General features: G+C 36.1%; 21 protein-coding genes. 11 read left to right on the top strand and 10 right to left on the bottom strand.

Annotated features, from left to right (window positions below; all coding sequences use genetic code 11):
- Positions 1-26 precede the first annotated feature (26 nt).
- The gene (locus J3U37_RS08645) at positions 27-575 is read left to right on the top strand and encodes a hypothetical protein (RefSeq protein ID WP_267374363.1); all 549 of its coding nucleotides are present in this window, start codon (positions 27-29) and stop codon (positions 573-575) included.
- An 87-nt stretch (positions 576-662) separates the two neighbouring features.
- Here the strand turns inward: J3U37_RS08645 and J3U37_RS08640 are convergent, their stop codons facing one another.
- From J3U37_RS08640 to J3U37_RS08625, 4 genes are all read right to left on the bottom strand, one after another.
- Positions 663-767: a hypothetical protein gene (locus tag J3U37_RS08640; RefSeq protein WP_267374360.1), complete on the bottom strand. Its 105-nt coding sequence runs from the start codon at positions 765-767 to the stop codon at positions 663-665.
- Positions 768-819: 52 nt separating this feature from the next.
- The gene (locus tag J3U37_RS08635; protein WP_267374357.1) at positions 820-1,887 is read right to left on the bottom strand and encodes a 5-methylcytosine restriction system specificity protein McrC; all 1,068 of its coding nucleotides are present in this window, start codon (positions 1,885-1,887) and stop codon (positions 820-822) included.
- Positions 1,888-1,903: 16 nt separating this feature from the next.
- Entirely contained in the window at positions 1,904-4,324 is a 2,421-nt protein-coding gene (locus J3U37_RS08630; protein ID WP_267374354.1) for an AAA family ATPase, read from the bottom strand.
- 209 nt (positions 4,325-4,533) lie between these two features.
- On the bottom strand, positions 4,534-4,821 hold the full coding sequence (locus J3U37_RS08625) for a winged helix-turn-helix transcriptional regulator (RefSeq protein ID WP_416380003.1): 288 nt from the start codon (positions 4,819-4,821) through the stop codon (positions 4,534-4,536).
- A gap of 226 nt (positions 4,822-5,047) precedes the next feature.
- Between J3U37_RS08625 and J3U37_RS08620 the strand changes: the two genes are divergently transcribed.
- A complete protein-coding gene (locus tag J3U37_RS08620) occupies positions 5,048-5,683 on the top strand; it encodes an NAD(P)-dependent oxidoreductase (protein ID WP_267329336.1) in 636 nt (211 codons plus the stop codon).
- A gap of 64 nt (positions 5,684-5,747) precedes the next feature.
- On the opposite strand, the gene flhA is transcribed toward J3U37_RS08620, so the two are convergent.
- The 5 genes from flhA to flgA all read right to left on the bottom strand — a co-directional run bounded on the left by flhA (position 5,748) and on the right by flgA (position 10,556).
- On the bottom strand, positions 5,748-7,838 hold the full coding sequence (flhA, locus tag J3U37_RS08615; protein WP_267336004.1) for a flagellar biosynthesis protein FlhA: 2,091 nt from the start codon (positions 7,836-7,838) through the stop codon (positions 5,748-5,750).
- A gap of 16 nt (positions 7,839-7,854) precedes the next feature.
- Entirely contained in the window at positions 7,855-8,985 is a 1,131-nt protein-coding gene (flhB, locus tag J3U37_RS08610; protein ID WP_267374351.1) for a flagellar biosynthesis protein FlhB, read from the bottom strand.
- A gap of 143 nt (positions 8,986-9,128) precedes the next feature.
- A complete protein-coding gene (locus tag J3U37_RS08605) occupies positions 9,129-9,563 on the bottom strand; it encodes a flagella synthesis protein FlgN (RefSeq protein ID WP_220218365.1) in 435 nt (144 codons plus the stop codon).
- A gap of 23 nt (positions 9,564-9,586) precedes the next feature.
- On the bottom strand, positions 9,587-9,886 hold the full coding sequence (gene flgM / locus J3U37_RS08600; protein ID WP_267374347.1) for a flagellar biosynthesis anti-sigma factor FlgM: 300 nt from the start codon (positions 9,884-9,886) through the stop codon (positions 9,587-9,589).
- 79 nt (positions 9,887-9,965) lie between these two features.
- The gene (flgA, locus tag J3U37_RS08595; protein ID WP_267374344.1) at positions 9,966-10,556 is read right to left on the bottom strand and encodes a flagellar basal body P-ring formation chaperone FlgA; all 591 of its coding nucleotides are present in this window, start codon (positions 10,554-10,556) and stop codon (positions 9,966-9,968) included.
- Positions 10,557-10,780: 224 nt separating this feature from the next.
- Here flgA and flgB point away from each other — a divergent pair, with 224 nt between their 5' ends.
- Genes flgB through flgJ form a run of 9 tightly spaced genes read left to right on the top strand, consistent with a single transcriptional unit; the run spans position 10,781 to position 17,993 of the window.
- Complete coding sequence (gene flgB / locus J3U37_RS08590) at positions 10,781-11,191, top strand: flagellar basal body rod protein FlgB (RefSeq protein ID WP_267374342.1); 411 nt, start codon at positions 10,781-10,783, stop codon at positions 11,189-11,191.
- Positions 11,192-11,196: 5 nt separating this feature from the next.
- Complete coding sequence (flgC, locus tag J3U37_RS08585) at positions 11,197-11,601, top strand: flagellar basal body rod protein FlgC (RefSeq protein WP_220218361.1); 405 nt, start codon at positions 11,197-11,199, stop codon at positions 11,599-11,601.
- Positions 11,602-11,614: 13 nt separating this feature from the next.
- Complete coding sequence (gene flgD, locus J3U37_RS08580) at positions 11,615-12,334, top strand: flagellar hook assembly protein FlgD (protein ID WP_220218360.1); 720 nt, start codon at positions 11,615-11,617, stop codon at positions 12,332-12,334.
- Positions 12,335-12,350: 16 nt separating this feature from the next.
- Positions 12,351-13,562, top strand: a complete 1,212-nt coding sequence (flgE, locus tag J3U37_RS08575; protein WP_267374340.1) for a flagellar hook protein FlgE — start codon at positions 12,351-12,353, stop codon at positions 13,560-13,562.
- Between the two features lie 14 nt (positions 13,563-13,576).
- Positions 13,577-14,332, top strand: coding sequence for a flagellar basal body rod protein FlgF (locus J3U37_RS08570; protein ID WP_267336009.1), 756 nt, complete (start codon positions 13,577-13,579; stop codon positions 14,330-14,332).
- Between the two features lie 16 nt (positions 14,333-14,348).
- Positions 14,349-15,131, top strand: coding sequence for a flagellar basal-body rod protein FlgG (flgG, locus tag J3U37_RS08565; RefSeq protein WP_220218357.1), 783 nt, complete (start codon positions 14,349-14,351; stop codon positions 15,129-15,131).
- A gap of 22 nt (positions 15,132-15,153) precedes the next feature.
- Complete coding sequence (locus tag J3U37_RS08560) at positions 15,154-15,831, top strand: flagellar basal body L-ring protein FlgH (protein ID WP_267374338.1); 678 nt, start codon at positions 15,154-15,156, stop codon at positions 15,829-15,831.
- 11 nt (positions 15,832-15,842) lie between these two features.
- On the top strand, positions 15,843-16,952 hold the full coding sequence (locus tag J3U37_RS08555; protein WP_324099758.1) for a flagellar basal body P-ring protein FlgI: 1,110 nt from the start codon (positions 15,843-15,845) through the stop codon (positions 16,950-16,952).
- 15 nt (positions 16,953-16,967) lie between these two features.
- Positions 16,968-17,993 carry a flagellar assembly peptidoglycan hydrolase FlgJ gene (gene flgJ / locus J3U37_RS08550; protein WP_267374335.1) on the top strand — a complete coding sequence of 342 codons (1,026 nt, stop codon included), beginning with the start codon at positions 16,968-16,970 and terminating at the stop codon, positions 17,991-17,993.
- A gap of 86 nt (positions 17,994-18,079) precedes the next feature.
- On the opposite strand, the gene flgL is transcribed toward flgJ, so the two are convergent.
- On the bottom strand, positions 18,080-19,036 hold the full coding sequence (flgL, locus tag J3U37_RS08545; RefSeq protein ID WP_267374332.1) for a flagellar hook-associated protein FlgL: 957 nt from the start codon (positions 19,034-19,036) through the stop codon (positions 18,080-18,082).

The raw sequence follows: 19,036 nt of genomic DNA, 5'->3' as shown, positions 1-19,036 counted from the left end.
TGTAACTTTACTAAAAGCCATAAGACATGAAAAAATTACATTTACTTTTGACTTATACTTCCGCTCTGTTTTTGTTGAGTTTATCTGGATATGCCTCTAGTGATGACACGAAGAATACAACCATAACAGAACAATTTAGATCGGCTTTATTATGTCAGTCAAAGCCTTTTGTCATAGAAGATAAAAAGATTATTGCTGAACTTGAAAAACAAAAAATTACTATAAAAAACAAAAAACAAGATAGTATAACTGAAATCGAATACCATTTTGAGCAACCTATCAAAGTCAAGAATGTATGGGTGAATATGATTCGTTATGAAAGCGATAATTTCATCACTTCTTTTTATGCTAAAGCCAAAGGTGATATGCACAAGTTCGCTAAATTGATTGAGGTTAACCCTATATTACGCAGCTGTGAAGAACCTATTCCTTTAAATGATACAGACATATTCCGAAAGGAAATTACCCCTATTACCGACAACAATCTTTACCCAGATACAATCGTTATTGGTCAGGATAAAGACTCAAAACCGGATGAATTTTATTTCATTTGTTCTAAATTTGATGCTAATTAGCCATCATTTTTTGCTTAATGAAAATCATGCTATCAATTTGCTAACATTACTTATGCATAGATAGAAAAAACTTTTTATCACTAAAACCTACTTTTTACCCTGTTTTAATTGATAAGCACTTCCCCACGCTAACATAGCGTCATGCACTTGTTTTAAACTTTGCACGACATCGGTCAATGTGTATTCTACCACAGGTGGAATATATCAATTCATTCTAATGGTATCGAATGCTGATGTAATTCGCTTATGTATTTTGAGCTAATAAAGACAGTAAACAATCCTTAATTTTCAAGTTTTCTTGTCTTAAATCAATAGTAGAAAAATTTAATTGATGTCCTTGAATTAGGGTATGTTCATTTATTGATTCATCCACTGTTGGATAAAGTAACATACCTGATGCTGAAAACGATAAAGGGTCGTCATTTTTTTCTTGGCTTCTTACATAAGCATAGAGCTGATATAAATGATCTGTTATAAACGAACGGCTTGATTTTTTAAAAATAGATGTACATTTAGTATCAACAATTAAGCGGTAATTAGCTTTACTATTTTCTAGAATTAGATCAGTTATCATTATGGGCATAAACTTATCAATATTGACTGTTGATTGTTGACATTGCCATGTAAATCTTTTACCAGATGTTATTTGCCAATCATTTGGATTAAGATTGACACGACACAAACCGATTACTGCTCTTTCAAACAATGATCTCAACCAAACATCTGTTTTTTCTAATTTATTGATAGTTTCTAACCCTAGTAATTCAGTTGGAATTGACAAGCTATGAATTAAATGTGAGACAGAAACTAAAAGATTATCTTGTAGATTGGATCTATTGTAATGATCAATTATTGGATTGTAATGTTTGGATTGCCCTATTTTCAACGCTTTAAAACGATTCGTTATTTTTTTACATTTTTCAATTAAACGGTTATTTGTTAGTTGATTTAATAAAACATAGGCTGCACTATGAATATATTGGTTTTTGGGGGTATTAATCGTTAAATTATCATAAAAACATTGAACTCTACCCTTTTCTAATAATAATTTGCGCGAAGTATTTAGATAGTCAATTTTTCCTCTGACTCTGGTTAAAATTTCATTTTTAGGTTGGTAGCCGTTGGACAATGAATAACGTAATCGTTTATCAACTGCCTTACAATAAAGTTCGGCAGCTAATTCAAAAATTTTTTCAGGATTATCTTCAAATTCAATTTTTTGTTGTGTATCAAGCTCTTTATAATAATCAGAGGCATAGAGTAAAAGTAACCATATGTTCTTAATAGGTATTTTCCCTACAGTAGTATTCACTGATCGTCTTGATTTATTATTCATTTAAATTATTATCTGCAATTGTGATTAATCTTATCGCATCGTTAAGTTTACCTTTTTCATCAAACCAATATTCTTCTAATAAAGGTCTGATTTCAGAATCAATAATATCTCTATACCACATTGATGCATCCGATATTACTTGATGATGAGTTAAATAACTATGACCAATAGCAAAAGCACTGCCCAACATTCTTTCTTCACTAATAAAGTTATTTAAAGCATTAATACAATTTTTTATTCTTTCTAGTATTTCTATCGGCAGTTTCGTTTTTTCATGCATATAATTTAACCATTTTTCACCGAAATTAGGTGCTAATGTGAAAAATGCAAAGCGTCGACGTAGTGCAAAATCGACTATAGCTAATGATCTATCAGCTATATTCATCGTACCAATGACATATAAATTATCAGGAATAAATATTCCGTTTTCATGTTCACGACGATAGGTTAATTCTAATGCTTCACTTGGCGTTCGTTTATCCGCTTCAAGTAGTGTTAGCATTTCACCAAAAATTTGAGCCGGATTTCCTCGATTAATTTCCTCAATCACCATGACATATTTAGATTGTGTATCATTGCGTGCTTGATTAATAATTTCCAAAAATGGACCGTCTATCAGTGCTAGCTTGCCATCACTGGCAGGTCGAAAACCACGAATAAAATCTTCATAAGACATATTTGGATGAAATTGTATTGCTCGAATATTATTTGAATCTTTATATCCAATCACAATATTAGCTAATCTTTTAGCAAGCCAAGTTTTACCTGTACCAGGAGGGCCTTGTAAAATGATATTTTTTCTCATTTTTAAGCTTGTTAACATTTGTTGTAATTGTTGTTCGTCAACAAAACAACCTTCTTGAATTAAATCATTTAATGTATAAGGTTGCTTAACTAATAATTGCTCAACGATATCATCATCACTTTCAATAAATTCTTCATTTTGTTCATCAATATTATCACTGCGTAATCGATATTTTCCATTTCCCAAAAATTCTAAAATATGATTATCTCTCATTCTTTGTAATGTGTTGTCTACCGACTTGTCTATCACGCTATTATTGGGAAATTCTTCTTCAAGTTGTTCTCGATATTTATTAAGAAACTCTTTACGTTGGAAAACATTAGTTCCTTTTTTTTGACAAAGCTCTTTAATCCGTTTTAATAATTTAATTTGCCATTGATTATTTGATATTGAACCTTCATTATTCGATTTTCGATTTTTATATTTGCGTAATGCCGTTAAATAGAGTTCAGGCAAAGAATGAATAGGGAAGTAATCTTCGGTAAATCTCACCGCCAAATCATCAAGTAACTTAAGATAATCATTACCATTAAAATGATCTTTAGAGAACTTCTTATCTTTTATCAAACCTAAATCGTCGGTAATGTAACTTTTGGAAAATTTATCTAATACTACATAAGCATTTGGACGAATCCAAAATAAACCATTGGTTAATTGCCATGGAAAATAAAATTGTGACATAATCGAGTCAAATTTTTGTTTAAACTCATCTTGAGAGTTTTCATCAGAATTAGAAAAATTCAATGCAACGGCATAAAAATCCCATAAATTATCAATTTCTTGTTGTTGATTTTCGGAGTTAGTGAAAAACCAAGAAATTTGATTATTAAGTAATGGAATACCCTCAAAAGAGTTAGGAATAGATTCTTCAATTTTAAGAAATTCAGCCCACTTCTTAGCGATTTCTTTCCTTGTCACTTCTTTGATATGTCGATTAAATGTTCCTAATGCGGTAAAAGGACAAATATCCTGTAAACCTTTATCGAGTAAATAGGAGAGATTAAACTCTGTTGCTAGCTGATTAATAAACTTCATTAATGATGAACGTTTACTTTTGTTTTGATAAATTAATAGATTATTGGCTACGGCTTCATAAAAAGGGATCCATTTAAACAATTGGGGATGTGTATTGCGTGCATTCTCATCACCGTAGCGTGATTTCCAGTACGGCGCATTCCTAAAATAATCAATATCTTGTGGCTTATCATAAAATGTGAAGTTGATTAGTTGCTCTGAAAGCCAATGATCATCCTTTACTCCCCAAACAGTTGCTATATTTGTGAAGAAATACCATTTTTTAGATAAGTTAGTTTTCTGCCAATCAATTTCTAATAACTTCCCATCATCATGATTATGAGTTACCGTGCCGATAGCCTTTATTTCCATTACCGAAACAGCTAGACCTTTATTATCAAAGGGTAAATTATTTTTTAAGTTATAAGTGGATTTGATTGCAACCCGATCCCCAACATTAATACTCCGTACAGTATTTAAATGTTTATTATCATAACCATTTTCCCAAATACCTAATTTAACAAAACGTTCTGTTTGGTCTTCACTACCATTAAATTTAGCGCCTAAAAACCAATATGTTCTTATTGATTCCAATGTTTTTTCCTTTCAAATATTAGACAATCTATAGTAAAGTTGAAATTAGAAAAAAGTTTAACTTAAATTTAGATAAAGTAGTGAACAAATATATTTAAATATGTGATAAAAGTCTAATTTACAAAAAAAATCAATATAATTATAAACATCCTAAATAAAAACAATCATCATACAAGACATTAACAATTAACTTATTTTTCAAATAAAGCCTATTTTTTAACACTCTGTTTTAATTGATAAGCACTTCCCCACGCTAACATAGCGTCATGCACTTGTTTTAAGCTTTGTCCGACATCGGTCAATGTGTATTCAACTTTAGGTGGTACTTGGGCATAGACTTTGCGGCTGACTAAGCCGTTTTTTTCCATTGTTCTTAGATGTTGAGTTAAGACTTTCTGTGACACACCATTAAGTGATTTTTTTAATTCACCAAAGCGTTTTGTACCTGTTAATAAATCACGAACAATTAAGACTTTCCATTTATCGCCCATTAGCATTAATGTGGTTTCAACCGGGCAGGGTGGTAAATTTTCATTACTTAACACGCTGATAATTTCCTTAAAATTCAACAATAGTTACTAAATAGATACTATATTACTATATGGTACCTACTTTACAATGGAAACTTTGAATATTAATCTAAATATATTCATTTTTTGATCAACATGTTAAGTCAAAAAGTGTTAACCAAATTTTATTTTGATAATATTAAAGGAGTAGACCATGAAAATTGCGGTCATTGGTGCGAGTGGTAAATCAGGTAGTTTAATCGTTAAAGAAGCAATTGCGCGTGGGCATGATGTGACGGCGATTGTTCGTAATCCAAATGCGCATGTCGATCCTAATGCAAAAGTTCTCGTTAAAGATCTGTTCGAACTTACTTATGAAGATTTGAAACCTTTTGATGTGATTGTTGATGCATTTGCCACATGGAGTCTTGAATCACTGCCTCAACATCAAACCAGTTTAAAACATCTTACTGATATTTTAAGCGGTAAACCTAATCGTTTATTAGTTGTTGGCGGTGCGGGTAGTTTATATGTTAATCCACAACACACTATTCGTTTAGTTGATACCCCAGAATTTCCCGAAGAATTTAAACCGTTAGCCAATAATATGGCCAAAGCACTAGATGAGCTTAAAAAATGTCAGGATGTAAACTGGACTTACTTAAGCCCCGCGATTGAGTTTATTGCCGACGGAGCAAGAACAGGTCACTATAAAGCCGGTAATGAGCAGGTCTTGTTCAATTCGCAAGGACAAAGCCGGATCAGTTATGCCGATTATGCTATTGCCATGATCGATGAAGCTGAAAATGCCAAACATATTAAGCAACGTTTTACGGTAGTGGCTGAGTAATATATAGGGTAAACCTTACATTCAATATTGTTTCATTTTATGTAAGGTTTTAACAGATAATTTATTAACTATCATCCCCAATTTGCGTTGTCATTTTAATCTCTCTATTATCCGTAATTTCTAAATTTGATAATACCGCTAGCTGTGGAAAGCTTGGTCTTAAAAATTGCGATAGCATTGGTCTTAATGTGTGATTAACTAATAATACCGGCGGAGCACCGATTGCTTCTTGTTGATTAATTGCTTGCTGAACTTGTTGAATAATATGTTCGGCTAATCCCGGTTCAACGTTGTTAGTGTTTTGCATTGCTTGCAGTAACAGACGTTCTAAATTGACATTCAGTCCAATGACATTAATTGGATCTGTACCGGGAAACCATTGTTGAGTAATAACTCTTCCTAATGCGATTCTAACAATGCTCAGTAACTGATAAGCATCATTTTGGTTTGGTGCATGTTCACTTATTGTTTCAATAATTGTTCGCATGTCACGAATTGATACTTTTTCCGCTATTAGATTTTGTAGAACTTTGTGAAATGTCGTTAAAGACACCACGCCCGGAATAAAGTCTTCGATAAGTTTGGGCACTTCTTGTTTTATGCGTTCAAGTAATTCTTGAGTTTCTAAACGCCCGAGTAGTTCACTGGCAAATTGTTGTAATAAATGATTGAAATGGGTTGCAATCATGGTGCTGGTATCCACTACGGTATAACCTAAAATTTGGGCATTTTCTTTATTGTTTTCATCTATCCAAATTGCTGGTAACCCAAAAGCAGGTTCAGTGGTTGCGATACCTTCGATGCTATCTGTAACATTACCGGGATTGATCGCAAGCCATTTATTATTCATTATCTCCCCTTTACCGATTTCTCCGCCTTTGATAAATATTTTATATTGATAAGGAGCTAAAGAAAGATTGTCACGGATATGGACTTGTGGCGGCAAAAAGCCAAATGTTTGGGCAAACTTTTTGCGTAGGCTACGGATTCGTCCTAATAATTCACCATTTTGTGTTTGATCAACCATTGGAATCAGCCCATAACCGACTTCCATTGCCAATGTATCCTCAATATTGACATCAGACCAACTTGCTTCGTTATTTGCTGGCGTTGTAGCTGGTGCATCAGTGTTTAAGGTGGTACTTTTCGGTTTTGCCTTTTGCTGTTTAGTTAACCACCACGCAATAAGTGATAAAAATGCAGTGAAGATTAAAAAAACCATATTTGGCATGCCGGGAATTAATCCAAGTAAACCAATCACAACCGCTGTTAAGATTAAAACTTGTGGATTATTAAATAGTTGATTGAGCATCTGTTCACTGATATTTTCTTGTGATGAAACACGTGTAACAATCACACCCGCTGCGGTTGAAATAATCAGCGACGGTATTTGGGCAACCAGACCATCACCAATGGTTAATAATACATAAGTTTTACTGGCGTCAGATAGCGTCATATCGTGTTGCATAACACCAACGAGTAGGCCACCAATAATGGTGATTGCCATGATGAGTAGGCCAGCAATCGCATCACCACGGACAAATTTACTTGCCCCATCCATTGAGCCATAAAAATCGGCTTCTTGAGTTACTTCAGCTCGTCGGGATTTGGCTTCGTCTTCGTTAATTAAGCCGGCATTGAGATCGGCATCTATCGCCATTTGTTTACCCGGCATACCGTCTAAGGCAAAACGCGCCCCAACCTCTGCTATACGACCAGCGCCTTTGGTAATAACCATAAAGTTAATTATGACTAAAATAATAAAGACAACAATACCGATTGCAAAATTACCGCCTACTAAAAAATGCCCGAATGCCTCAATGACCCGCCCAGCAGCTGCACTACCGGTATGTCCTTTTAATAATACAACACGAGTTGAGGCAACGTTTAAAGATAAACGTAATAAAGTGGCAAATAATAAAACAGTGGGGAACGCCGCAAAATCAAGAACACGCTTAGTAAATAGCGCCACAATTAAAATAATAATGGATAAAGCGATATTAAAGGTAAAAAATAGATCCAAAATAAAGGCTGGTAAAGGCAGTACCATCATCGACAGGATCAATAAAATAAGCATCGGCCCGGCTAATATTTGATAGTGGCCATTTTTTAGAGTATTAATTGATAATAAATTCTGTAGTTTTGATTTCAACATAACAAAAATGATTGCCTTATTTATTCACGGTGAATGATTCAGGTATTGGTAGATTATTCGGTGCTATAGGTTTATTACCGCCATATTTATACCAATGTTTTAATTGATAGACCCATGCCAAAATTTGAGCAACGGCGGTATATAACTCAGCAGGTATGGTTTCACCAATTTCGCCGTGTCGGTATAGCGCACGTGCCAGTGGTGGCGCTTCTAATTGTGGGATGTTATGCTCGTTTGCAATTTCTTTAATCCGCAAAGCAATTTTATTCGTGCCTTTAGCCAATAATTTAGGTGCAGCCATGGTTTTTTCGTCGTATTGTAATGCGACAGCATAATGGGTTGGGTTAGTAACAATGACATTTGCTTTCGCCACATCTTTCATCATTCGTCGCCTTGCTACTGCCTGTTGCATTTGACGAATACGCCCCTTGATTTGTGGGTTGCCCTCTTGCTCTTTAAATTCGTCTTTGATCTCTTGTTTAGACATTTTCAATTTTTTCAGATTGCTCCAGATCTGATAAAAAATGTCAAAACTAACCATTGGAATTAAAGATAAAACCGCCAATATCCCACAAATTATTAAAAGTTGTACTACCTTTGCTAAGGCATTATTTAGATACATATTGGGCAGTGCCAACATGTCAGGAAAGTGGTGTAATAAAAACAGCGCAGAAGTGGTAGAAATTAAAATAACTTTTAAGACACTTTTAAGTAATTCAGAGAAAATTCTGCCACTAAATAATCGTTTAAATCCGGCAATGGGATTCAATTTTTTAAAATTAGGTTTAATAGATTGCAGACTAAACAGTAAACCACCAACTCCAGCTGGAGCAATGATTGCAACGATAACTAAAGCACAAAAAATAGGTAAAATAGCCCAAAAACCGGCGGTCAATAGATTGACTAAATTAAATATCATTAGCTTATCGTCGTCGACACGATAAGATACCTTCATTGCCGTTTGGATAATGGTTATTAAGTTTCTGACTAAATTTGTCCCCATACTCCAAAATAACATAATGCCAACGAGTAGTATTATTAACGATGTTAATTCACGAGAACGAGGAATCTGTCCCTTTTCTTTAGCTTTTTTTATTTTGCTATCGGTGGGTTGTTCACTCTTATCTAAGTCACTATCGTCAGCCATTTTGGAATTAAATACCGATTTATGGTCTATTTAGGGTTTTTGGTCGTAATAGTATGAACGCAACTTGGAAAAGTTGTTGGCTTGAAAAGACCATAATTTACAGGGTATTTATCTCGTTTACAGATTAACTATTCAAAGGTGAACTAAACTTTAGCTCGTTTTGATGAAATCGTTTCGTTTTGTTGGTAACCATGATTGGTATAAACAACGGGATTATTTAAGCTTCTTAAATGATTTATGGTTTGCTCTGTGATATTTAAGCGATTTTGAATAATCATGCCATTATCACGATTGATTTGAGCAAGCTGTTTGGTTGTCTCAGTGATTTTTTGCCACTTTTTAGCGAGCTCAGGAACTTGGCTATAGGGTGTTTGAATCTCAAATTGTTTGCTTACTTTGATGCGTTGCTCATCGAGTAATTTTAGCTCGATAAGAAGCTTGCTTTTTTGATTGATTATTTCATTTAGCTGATTAATCGAACTTTTATTGGTCAATATTTGTTGTTCAGTTTGTAGGATATCTGAAAGTGTGTGTAACATGGCTGTTACTTTAGTTAAGATGTTATCTAATTCTAACATTTTTATTTTCCTTCAAACCTAAATTAGCTTTTCATATCTGCAATTGTTTGTTTAATCAGCTCGTCGGCAATTTTGTCGGGGTTTATCACTAAGCTTCCATTTGTTATCGCTTGTTTGATGTTGTTAACTTTTTCCATATCAATGTCACTTTGGGTAGATTGTAATAGTGTCATTGTATTTTTGCTTAAACTTACGTTAGTACTTTGTGATGCGTTGTCTTTGGTTTGCACCGATGCATTTTTATTTTTATGCTGTTCAACTGATACATCTCGGCTAAGTACCCCAGATATTGTTGTCACTAATTTAGTCGCCTCTATACTCATAAAAATTCCTTTGATTTATGTTGAGGTTTAAATAATCTGTTTAGTTCAATTATCGGCAAAAATCAGAAAATCATTAATTTTATTTGTTAAGAATTGTTATACCTTGCTCGGTAACCAGACCTTCAACAATATTACCTGATTGAAGTTTAATGTTAATAAGATCATCTAAAGCCCCATTACTTAATGCTTTACCATTAGTTGCAATTAAATATCCATCACCATTGATCATCACTTTTACTATCTGTCCAGCTTTAATGCGCCAATTTTTTTGTAGCATTGCCGATTTGAGTGGCTCTTCATTATTGATATTGCGTATGGCTATTTTATTTATAATTTCGGCTTTATCGATAATAACACTAGCCGGAAACTGATCTAATTGACCAGATCGCATTTTAATATGATCTTCCGTAATTTGTGTACCGGCGCTTATTGGTTGGTTGGCAACAAAATATTTGCCTATCACAGATACATATATTTGAATGTATTGTGTCGTTTTGTTGCATTTAGCGCTCAAGGTCATATTTCCCCAATATTTACTTTTATTGAGTAATGTGAATACCGGAAAATCGCATTTAAAAATGGGTTTAGTTGAAAGGTACTTAATATCTAAGCTATCAATTTCTTTGATGCTCAATTGTTGTAATACGACATCTTTAATTTGTTTTTTCATTAAGTCAGCAAAACAAATATTACTGCTAAGTAGCAATAAAGCGAATAATGTAAATCTCATCATTATCGTCATAGTGATTGGCTTTTAAAAATTCCATGACTGAATTCTACTTCATCAAAACCGGATTGAATGTAGAAATAAGGACAATTTTTATCTTTATTTGTACGATGAGTTTTTTTTTATTCACTTAAAATTCTTTTCATCAAGAAAGATGAGATGATTTTATGTTAAATAAATTAGATACTTTTGTTAATTTTCATCAACAAGCATTAAATATTCGCAACCAGCGTCAAGAGATATTAGCGGCAAATATTGCCAATAGTGATACGCCTAACTATCAGGCTCGAGATATTGATTTTAATCGTGAATTAAAAAAGGCTATTAATCATCAGTATAATATTAATCATGTCACACTCAATATTACTGCCAAAAATCATATTCAAGTCAATTCATCAAATCAGTTTAATTATGATCTTCTTTATCGAGTTCCTTATCAAGTGTCTGCTGACGGTAATACGGTTGAAATGGATCATGAACGAACAGCTTTTATGGATAACGCTATCCATTATCAAAGTAATTTAACCTTTTTAGGTGAGCAGTTTAAAAATGTAATGGCAGTATTGCAGCAAGGATAACGATAATGAGTTTTTCAATTTTTTCGATTTCGGGTTCAGCTTTAATGGCACAGTCGCAACGAATGAATGTGAGTGCCAGTAATTTGGCCAATGCCGATAGTGTCACCAGTACTTCCGGTCAAGCATATCGAGCTAAACAAGTCATTTTTCAGGTTGATAATTATGGGGATCCCAATCGTGTTTCTGGTGTAAAAGTTGCTCAAGTGATTGATGATCCAACACCAATGAACTTAGTTTATCAGCCCAATCATCCATTAGCCGATGAGCAAGGTTATATTCAAAAACCGAATGTCGATCCGGTTGCCGAAATGGTAAATACTATTTCAGCCTCTCGCAGTTATCAAGCTAATGTTGAAGTGATTAATACGGCAAAAAGTTTAATGCTAAAAACACTGACTTTAGGACAATAATAGGGAGTGGCTTATGGGGATTTCTAATGTGTCTGTTTCTGAATCATCTGCGACAAAAAGTCCACAATCACTGCAAAAAAGCTCATCTGACGGTAATTCCAGTAAAGAGCTACAAGATAATTTCTTAACTTTGCTCATTGCACAAATGAAGAATCAAGACCCAACCAATCCAATGGATAATAGCCAACTAACATCACAATTGGCGCAAATTAATACGTTAGCCGGTATTGAAAGGCTTAATACGACACTGGGTATGGTTTCCGGTCAAATTGATGACAGCTTGTCGGTTAATGCCAGTAATATGATTGGTAAAGGCGTTATGGTGCCCGGCAATAAAATATTGGTTGCCACTTCTGATATTGAAGGTTCTAAAACTGAAAAAGAAACCATTACAACACCATTTGGGTTTGAGCTTGTTCGTGATGCTGACTCAGTCATTATTACCATTCAAGATGAAAATGGCAATGTGGTACGAGAAGTTGATTTGGGCGCAATCCCTGCTGGGGTAAGCTCATTTACTTGGGATGGTGAATTAAATGACGGCACAACAGCACCCGACGGGAGTTACACATTTACCGTTAAGGCAACCAGCGAAGGGCAAAAAGTGTCATCAACTGCATTATCTTATTCAGTTGTCTATGGCGTTATTAATAGCAAGGTTAACAATAAAGTATTACTTGATTTAGGAATACTCGGTTCAATTAGTATTGACGAAGTTCGTCAAATTCTTTAAAGGAGATAAAGTTCACATGGGATTTTCTCAGGCAATTAGTGGTATGAATGCTGCTTCAAAGCAATTAGATGTAATTGGTAATAATATTGCCAATTCGGCAACAGTCGGTTTTAAAAGCGCCAGTATCTCATTTGCTGATATCTATGCTGGCTCAAAAGTCGGTATGGGCGTAAAAGTTGCAGCAGTTGTGCAAAATTTCAATGACGGCACTACCACAGCGACCAATAACAGTTTAGATGTCGCTATTTCGGGTAATGGATTTTTCCGTTTGGTTGATAGCAGTGGTCAAGTTTACTATACCCGTAATGGGCAATTTCAATTAGATGCTGAAAGAAACATTATCTCTGCTGACGGTTTACAATTAACCGGTTACCTTGCCACCGGCACACCACCTAAAATTCAACAAGGTGCAACCCCAGAACCTTTAAAAGTATCACAAGAGATGTTAAATGCTTCGGCAACGACCAAAGCTTCACTACAAACGAATTTAAATTCGAACAGTAAAGTTCCTGAAAAGCAGCCATTAAATGCACTTGATGCTGATACTTTCAATTACTCAACGACAATAACCACTTATGATTCATTAGGTAATCAACGTAATGTTCAGCTGTTTTATGTTAAAACGGCAGATAATCAATGGGATGTGCATTACCTTGATGGTAGTGATCCAACGGCGAGCTTGCAAAAATTAGGTCAAATGGAGTTTGACTCTACCGGTAAATTAATTAGCGATCCGGATATGACCATTAATTTAAACGGCATTAATGGCTCTGCTGATAACAGTTTTACTTTGTCATTTACGAACAGCTCTCAGCAAAATATGGGCAAAGAAGTCGGTAGCATTAAAACCCCAGTTGTTGACGGATACGCCGCAGGCGATTTGGTCGGTTACAGTATCGCTAATGATGGTTCGCTCTTTGGTATTTATTCTAACCAACAAACCATGTTATTAGGTCAAATTGCTATGGCTGATTTTGCTAACGTTAATGGACTTGAGCCAGCAGGCAATAACAATTGGCGTGCAACACTTAATTCGGGTGCTGAAGTTTTAGGTATGGCAAACTCAGGTACGTTAGGTTCATTAATGAGTGGTGCTGTTGAATCGTCAAATGTGGATATGAGCCAAGAGCTGGTTAATATGATTGTTGCACAGCGTAATTATCAATCCAACTCACAAACCATAAAAACGCAAGATCAGATTCTCAACACACTAGTTAACTTGCGTTAATTGAAGGATTAATTATGGATCGCGTTATATATACAGCAATGACAGCTGCCAGCCAGACGCTTAATCAGCAGGCGATTACAACCAATAATCTTGCTAATGTGTCAACGGTTGGTTTTCGTGCTCAATTAGCGGCGATGAAGGCGGTGCCGATTGTGGAAAATGCATTGCCGACCAGAACTATGGTTACCACAACCACGCCAACTTTCGATTCGACTATGGGTGCATTTAACTATACCGGACGTAATTTAGATGTTGCACTTTCTCAAGACCATTGGTTGGCGGTGCAGTTGACTGACGGCAGTGAAGCTTATACCCGTAATGGGGCGATCGAAATTGACGAAAATGGCACGCTCAATATCCAAGGCTACCCATTGCTGGGTGATAATGGCGTATTAACTGTACCTCAACGTTCTCAAGTTAGTGTAAGTTCTGACGGCACATTATCAGCATTAGGAGCAGGCGATAAACGTACCACCATTGCTCAGGTAGGCAAGATAAAAAAAGTTCGCCTTGAACCTAGTGAAATAATCCGTGGTGATGACGGTTTCTTTCATACAACCGAACAAACACGTAATGCGCTTGGCGCTGTTTTGCCGGATAACCCCAATGCAAAACTGATGTCGGGTGTTTTAGAAGGTAGTAATGTCAATCCTGTTACTGCAATGGTGAATTTGATTAGCCATTCACGTCAATTTGAAATGCAAATTAAACAAATTATGACCGCTGATCAAAATGCACAAAGCGCTAATCAAATTTTATCGTTAACTTAATTAAGGAAGGAAAAAAATGATTAAATCATTATGGATAGCTAAAACCGGATTAACCGCTCAGCAAATGAATATGGATATTATTTCTAACAATCTGGCTAACGTTAGCACAGGTGGTTTTAAACGGCAAAGAGCGGTCTTTGAAGATTTACTTTATCAAACGCTCCGTCAGCCGGGTGCTCAATCATCTGAGCAAACCACACTACCGTCAGGCTTACAAATTGGTACTGGTGTAAGACCTGTTGCTACCGAACGAATTCACAGCCAAGGTAACTTAGAGTTGACCGATAACAGTAGTGATATTGCAATTAATGGGCAGGGATTTTTTCAAGTTTTAATGCCCGACGGTACGCAAGCCTATACTCGTAGCGGTGCGTTTCAAGTTAATCAAAATGGTCAATTAGTCACGGCTGCTGGTTACGAAATTCAACCGACAATCAATATTCCTTCTAATGCTATAAAAATGACCGTTGGACGAGACGGTGTTGTGAGTGTAACTTTAGCTAATCAATCAACCCAAGTGCAAGTCGGGCAGTTGACTTTACACACTTTTATTAATGACACTGGACTTGAAAGTGTTGGCGAAAATCTTTATCTGGAAACGGAAAGTTCGGGGGCGCCGACTGAAAATACGCCTGGATTAAATGGTGCCGGGTTGTTATACCAAGGTTATATCGAAACATCAAATGTGAATGTGGCCGAAGAGTTGGTGAATATGATTCAAGTGCAACGTGCTTATGAGATTAACAGCAAAGCGATTTCGGCATCAGACCAAATGTTGCAACGTTTAAATCAACTATAAAATGAAGAATATGATCAGCGTAATGAGATATTTTTGTATTGTTGTGACATTTTTTTTATTTAGCTGTGCTCAGTTACCGAAAAAGCCGTTAGTTAAAGGCGAAACAAGTATTGTTCCTAAAATGCCAGAGATTGTGAATTCAACCGGTTCAATTTATCAGTCGGCGCAACCAAGCAGTTATGGTTATCAACCGATGTTTGAAGATCGCCGTCCTCGTCATATCGGTGATGTGTTAACGATCGTATTACAAGAAAATGTCAGTGCCAGCAAAAGTTCATCAATTAATGCCGGGCGCAATAGTTCGGTTGCTTTAGGTGTAAAAGCGATACCGCCATTTTTAGATGGACTAATTGGGCGTGGTAAAGTTGATACCGATCTATCCGGTGCTAATGATTTTAAAGGTTCAGGCGGTGCCAATGCGAAAAACACATTTAGTGGCACCATTACCGTTACGGTGCAAGATGTGATGATCAACGGTAATTTAAAAGTCATTGGTGAAAAACAGATAGCAATCAATCAAGGTACAGAGTTTATTCGCTTTTCCGGCGTAGTTAACCCAAGAACAATAAGTGGAAATAACACCGTAATTTCGACTCAAGTTGCCGATGCTCGTATTGAGTATGTAGGTAATGGTTATATTGACGAAGCACAAACAATGGGCTGGTTACAGCGTCTGTTTTTTAATCTTTCACCATTTTAAAAGGTATCATTATGTTTAACAATTTGCGTATTTTTATCTCTATTGTTTTGATGATGCTATGTTTTGTACCTAACAGCTATGCTGAGCGCATACGGGATTTGGTTACTATTCAAGGTGTCAGAGAAAATGCCTTAGTCGGTTATGGTATTGTGGTCGGATTAGACGGCACTGGCGACCAAACTTCACAAACCCCTTTTACGATTCAAAGCATTACCAATATGCTCTCCCAGTTGGGCATCACTGTACCGTCTGGCAGTAATATGCAACTAAAAAACGTTGCTGCTGTAATGGTGACAGCGAAATTACCCTCCTACTCTCGTGTAGGGCAGCAAATTGATGTGGTGGTCTCATCACTTGGCAACGCCAAAAGTTTGCGTGGTGGAACATTAATTATGACGCCGCTAAAAGGTGCAGATAATCAGGTGTATGCTATTGCTCAAGGCAATCTCTTTGTTGGTGGAATGGGGGCGAGTAGTAAAAGTAGTAGTGTGAGTATCAATCAAATGGTTGGTGCGACAATTCCCAATGGCGCGACAATTGAACGAGAACTTGCAATTCGATTAGACGAGCAAAGTGTTATTCATTTGCACCTTAATCAATTTGATTTCACCCGAGCATTAAAAATTGCTGATGCCATAAACAAGGTTCAAAAAAATAGTGCTGTAGCTTTAGACGGCATAACAGTTAGCCTAACTATGCCAAAAGAGAATGCAGCCCGAGTAAAATTTTTATCTCGAGTTCAGAATTTAGAAGTTGGATCGACGCCGGTTTCGGCTAAAGTGGTTATCAATACTCGCACCGGTGTTGTTGTCATGAATCAAAAAGTACAGTTAGATAATTGCGCTGTGGCACATGGTAATTTATCTGTTGTGGTCAATAATAAATTAAAAGTTAGCCAACCCGACACACCATTAGCTGGCGGAGAAACGGTGGTAACACCGGATGATCAGGTCAGTGTTATGCAAGAAGGTGGCGCTTTACATAACGTTGCCTCAGGCACTGATTTAAATCGTGTCATTAATTCACTTAACCTTTTAGGTGCCAATCCGACCGAATTGATGTCGATACTTGAAGCATTAAAAACAGCAGGGTGTTTACATGCATCATTGGAAACTATTTAATCAAGAAACGATACAATGAAACATTTAATTAGTCAGCCTATCAACCGGTTTGCTTATGATTTTTCGGGACTTAATCAATTAAAACGAAATGCAGCGACCGGAGCAACAGATAGCGTTAAACAAGTTGCGCAGCAATTTGAATCACTATTCATTAATATGATGATGCAATCGATGCGTAAAGCGGTACCGGAAGGTGGTCTTTTTGACCGTTCTACCAGTCAGTTGTTTACCTCAATGTTTGATCAACAAATAGCGCAGCAAGCAGCAGGTAAAGGATTTGGTTTGGCTAATGTTATCGCTAAGCAATTAACCCAATCCCAACCAACTTCAGGGAACATAAAACCGCAGTTTAATGGCAATAATTCGCAGCCTAATTTGCAATTAGCTAAATCATTATTTAGTGACAACAAAGCAGCGGTATCTGCTCAAGCGATTGGGCAGATGCTCTATCATAACCACAAAGCAAATAGTGCTGCGAAAGCAACAACTAATGCGTTAGTTTTCAAAAATGAACAAACTAATAGTGAAAAAGATTACGTCACAGAGTTTATCATTGAGTGGCTAGAGCCAGCAAAACAGGCATCAAAGGCATCGGGTATTCCTTATGAAGTAATTATTGCACAAGCAGCATTAGAAACAGGTTGGGGTCAAAAACAGATCAAAACGACAGATAACAATGTGAGTCATAATTATTTTGGTATCAAAGCGACGGCCTCATGGCAAGGGAAGTCTACCCGATTAACGACACAAGAGTTTGTGAACAATAAGATGATCAAAATTCAAGATGATTTTAAAGTTTACCAAAGTAAGCAACATGCTTTAACTGATTATCTTAATCTTTTAACCAAAAGCCCACGCTATCGTGCTGTAGCTATTGCTCCGGATGCGAGAGCGGCCGCTAAAGCGCTACAAGCGGCACAATATGCAACCGATCCTAATTATAGTGATAAGCTGATTCAAATTATTAGTCGAGTAGAACAAATAGCCAAAGATAACCCGTCTACTAATGTCGCCGGTTTTAGGCAAATTGCCTTTAATTAAACTATTTAATTGGGGATAACCCAAAACATTTTGCGGTCATAAAAAAGGAGGTGTAAACCTCCTGAAAGTATTGTTAGATTAATCAATTATTTCATTTGAAATAGTGACATGTTTTGCATGTTCATAAAAGTATATTGCGCTGCTTGTAAATTCGCTTGTAACATGACATAGTCTGAAATAGCATCATACCAGTCAACATCTTCAATTTCGCTAATTTGCGTTTGAAAATCAATATCGAGGGTTTTGCCGAGTGCTGATAACCTTTCAACTTCAGCTAAAACCGTACCGCCTGCGGCACGAAGGGTTGATATGTTATCAAACGAATTATCGATACCGGCACTTGCTTTTGATAACCCGTCTCTGAATTGTTCAATGGCCTTTTCATCATTACTGTCTAACTCGATATTAAGTGCGGCAATGGCATAATCAAGACTAGCAAAAATATCGCTTTCAGCAGGTGTACCGTCTGGCTGAGTAATGTTTGCGCCTGTCATAAAGGCTTGTAATCCGGTAAAGCTCAGTGACACTTCACGGGTATCGTCAATAAAAATATTAATTGGCGTTGTGCCACCGACATAGTTAACTTTGCCTGATTCATCAACCACAAATGGTGGCGTATCGTTTTTATTTCCGGCAAATAGATAATTGCCATTGGTATCCTTTGCATTCGCTAATGAAAGCAATTGATCTTTAAGTCCTTGTAACTTATTTGCTAAATCTTGTCGGTTTTCATCGTTTAGTGTTTCGTTACCGGCATAAACTAATGTTTCTTGAATTGATTGGATAACCGTGTTGGCTTCTTTCAATATGGTGTCTTGACGACTTAATGATTTATCAGCGCTTTCACGAGCAGCTTGAAACTGATCATTTCTTGATTGTGCTTGTTTAAGTATCAATGCTTGCGAAGCGCCCATAGGGTCATCAGAAGGGGATAAAATCTTTTTGCCTGTTGCTAAATGTAAGCCCGATTTTTGCCATTTATTGTTGGTATTTAAAATACTATTTAGATTTTTTTGATACATTGAATTAGTGCTGAGGCGCAT

The organism is Gilliamella sp. B3172, assembly GCF_026536465.1.
GTDB lineage: Bacteria > Pseudomonadota > Gammaproteobacteria > Enterobacterales > Orbaceae > Gilliamella.
This window is presented reverse-complemented; position numbering and strand designations above follow the sequence as displayed.

Bases quoted from the DNA above. Each gene is read 5' to 3' on its own strand.
- flgC (WP_220218361.1), top strand. From the start codon at position 11,197: ATGAGTTTTTCAATTTTTTCGATTTCGGGTTCAGCTTTAATGGCACAG.
- J3U37_RS08625 (WP_416380003.1), bottom strand. From the start codon at position 4,821: ATGCTAATGGGCGATAAATGGAAAGTCTTAATTGTTCGTGATTTATTA.
- flgG (WP_220218357.1), top strand. From the start codon at position 14,349: ATGATTAAATCATTATGGATAGCTAAAACCGGATTAACCGCTCAGCAA.
- flhA (WP_267336004.1), bottom strand. From the start codon at position 7,838: ATGTTGAAATCAAAACTACAGAATTTATTATCAATTAATACTCTAAAA.
- flgD (WP_220218360.1), top strand. From the start codon at position 11,615: ATGGGGATTTCTAATGTGTCTGTTTCTGAATCATCTGCGACAAAAAGT.
- flgL (WP_267374332.1), bottom strand. From the start codon at position 19,036: ATGCGCCTCAGCACTAATTCAATGTATCAAAAAAATCTAAATAGTATT.
- flgA (WP_267374344.1), bottom strand. From the start codon at position 10,556: ATGAAAAAACAAATTAAAGATGTCGTATTACAACAATTGAGCATCAAA.
- flgB (WP_267374342.1), top strand. From the start codon at position 10,781: ATGTTAAATAAATTAGATACTTTTGTTAATTTTCATCAACAAGCATTA.
- flgJ (WP_267374335.1), top strand. From the start codon at position 16,968: ATGAAACATTTAATTAGTCAGCCTATCAACCGGTTTGCTTATGATTTT.
- J3U37_RS08645 (WP_267374363.1), top strand. From the start codon at position 27: ATGAAAAAATTACATTTACTTTTGACTTATACTTCCGCTCTGTTTTTG.
- flgM (WP_267374347.1), bottom strand. From the start codon at position 9,886: ATGAGTATAGAGGCGACTAAATTAGTGACAACAATATCTGGGGTACTT.
- J3U37_RS08605 (WP_220218365.1), bottom strand. From the start codon at position 9,563: ATGTTAGAATTAGATAACATCTTAACTAAAGTAACAGCCATGTTACAC.
- J3U37_RS08560 (WP_267374338.1), top strand. From the start codon at position 15,154: ATGAGATATTTTTGTATTGTTGTGACATTTTTTTTATTTAGCTGTGCT.
- flhB (WP_267374351.1), bottom strand. From the start codon at position 8,985: ATGGCTGACGATAGTGACTTAGATAAGAGTGAACAACCCACCGATAGC.
- J3U37_RS08570 (WP_267336009.1), top strand. From the start codon at position 13,577: ATGGATCGCGTTATATATACAGCAATGACAGCTGCCAGCCAGACGCTT.
- J3U37_RS08555 (WP_324099758.1), top strand. From the start codon at position 15,843: ATGTTTAACAATTTGCGTATTTTTATCTCTATTGTTTTGATGATGCTA.
- J3U37_RS08620 (WP_267329336.1), top strand. From the start codon at position 5,048: ATGAAAATTGCGGTCATTGGTGCGAGTGGTAAATCAGGTAGTTTAATC.
- flgE (WP_267374340.1), top strand. From the start codon at position 12,351: ATGGGATTTTCTCAGGCAATTAGTGGTATGAATGCTGCTTCAAAGCAA.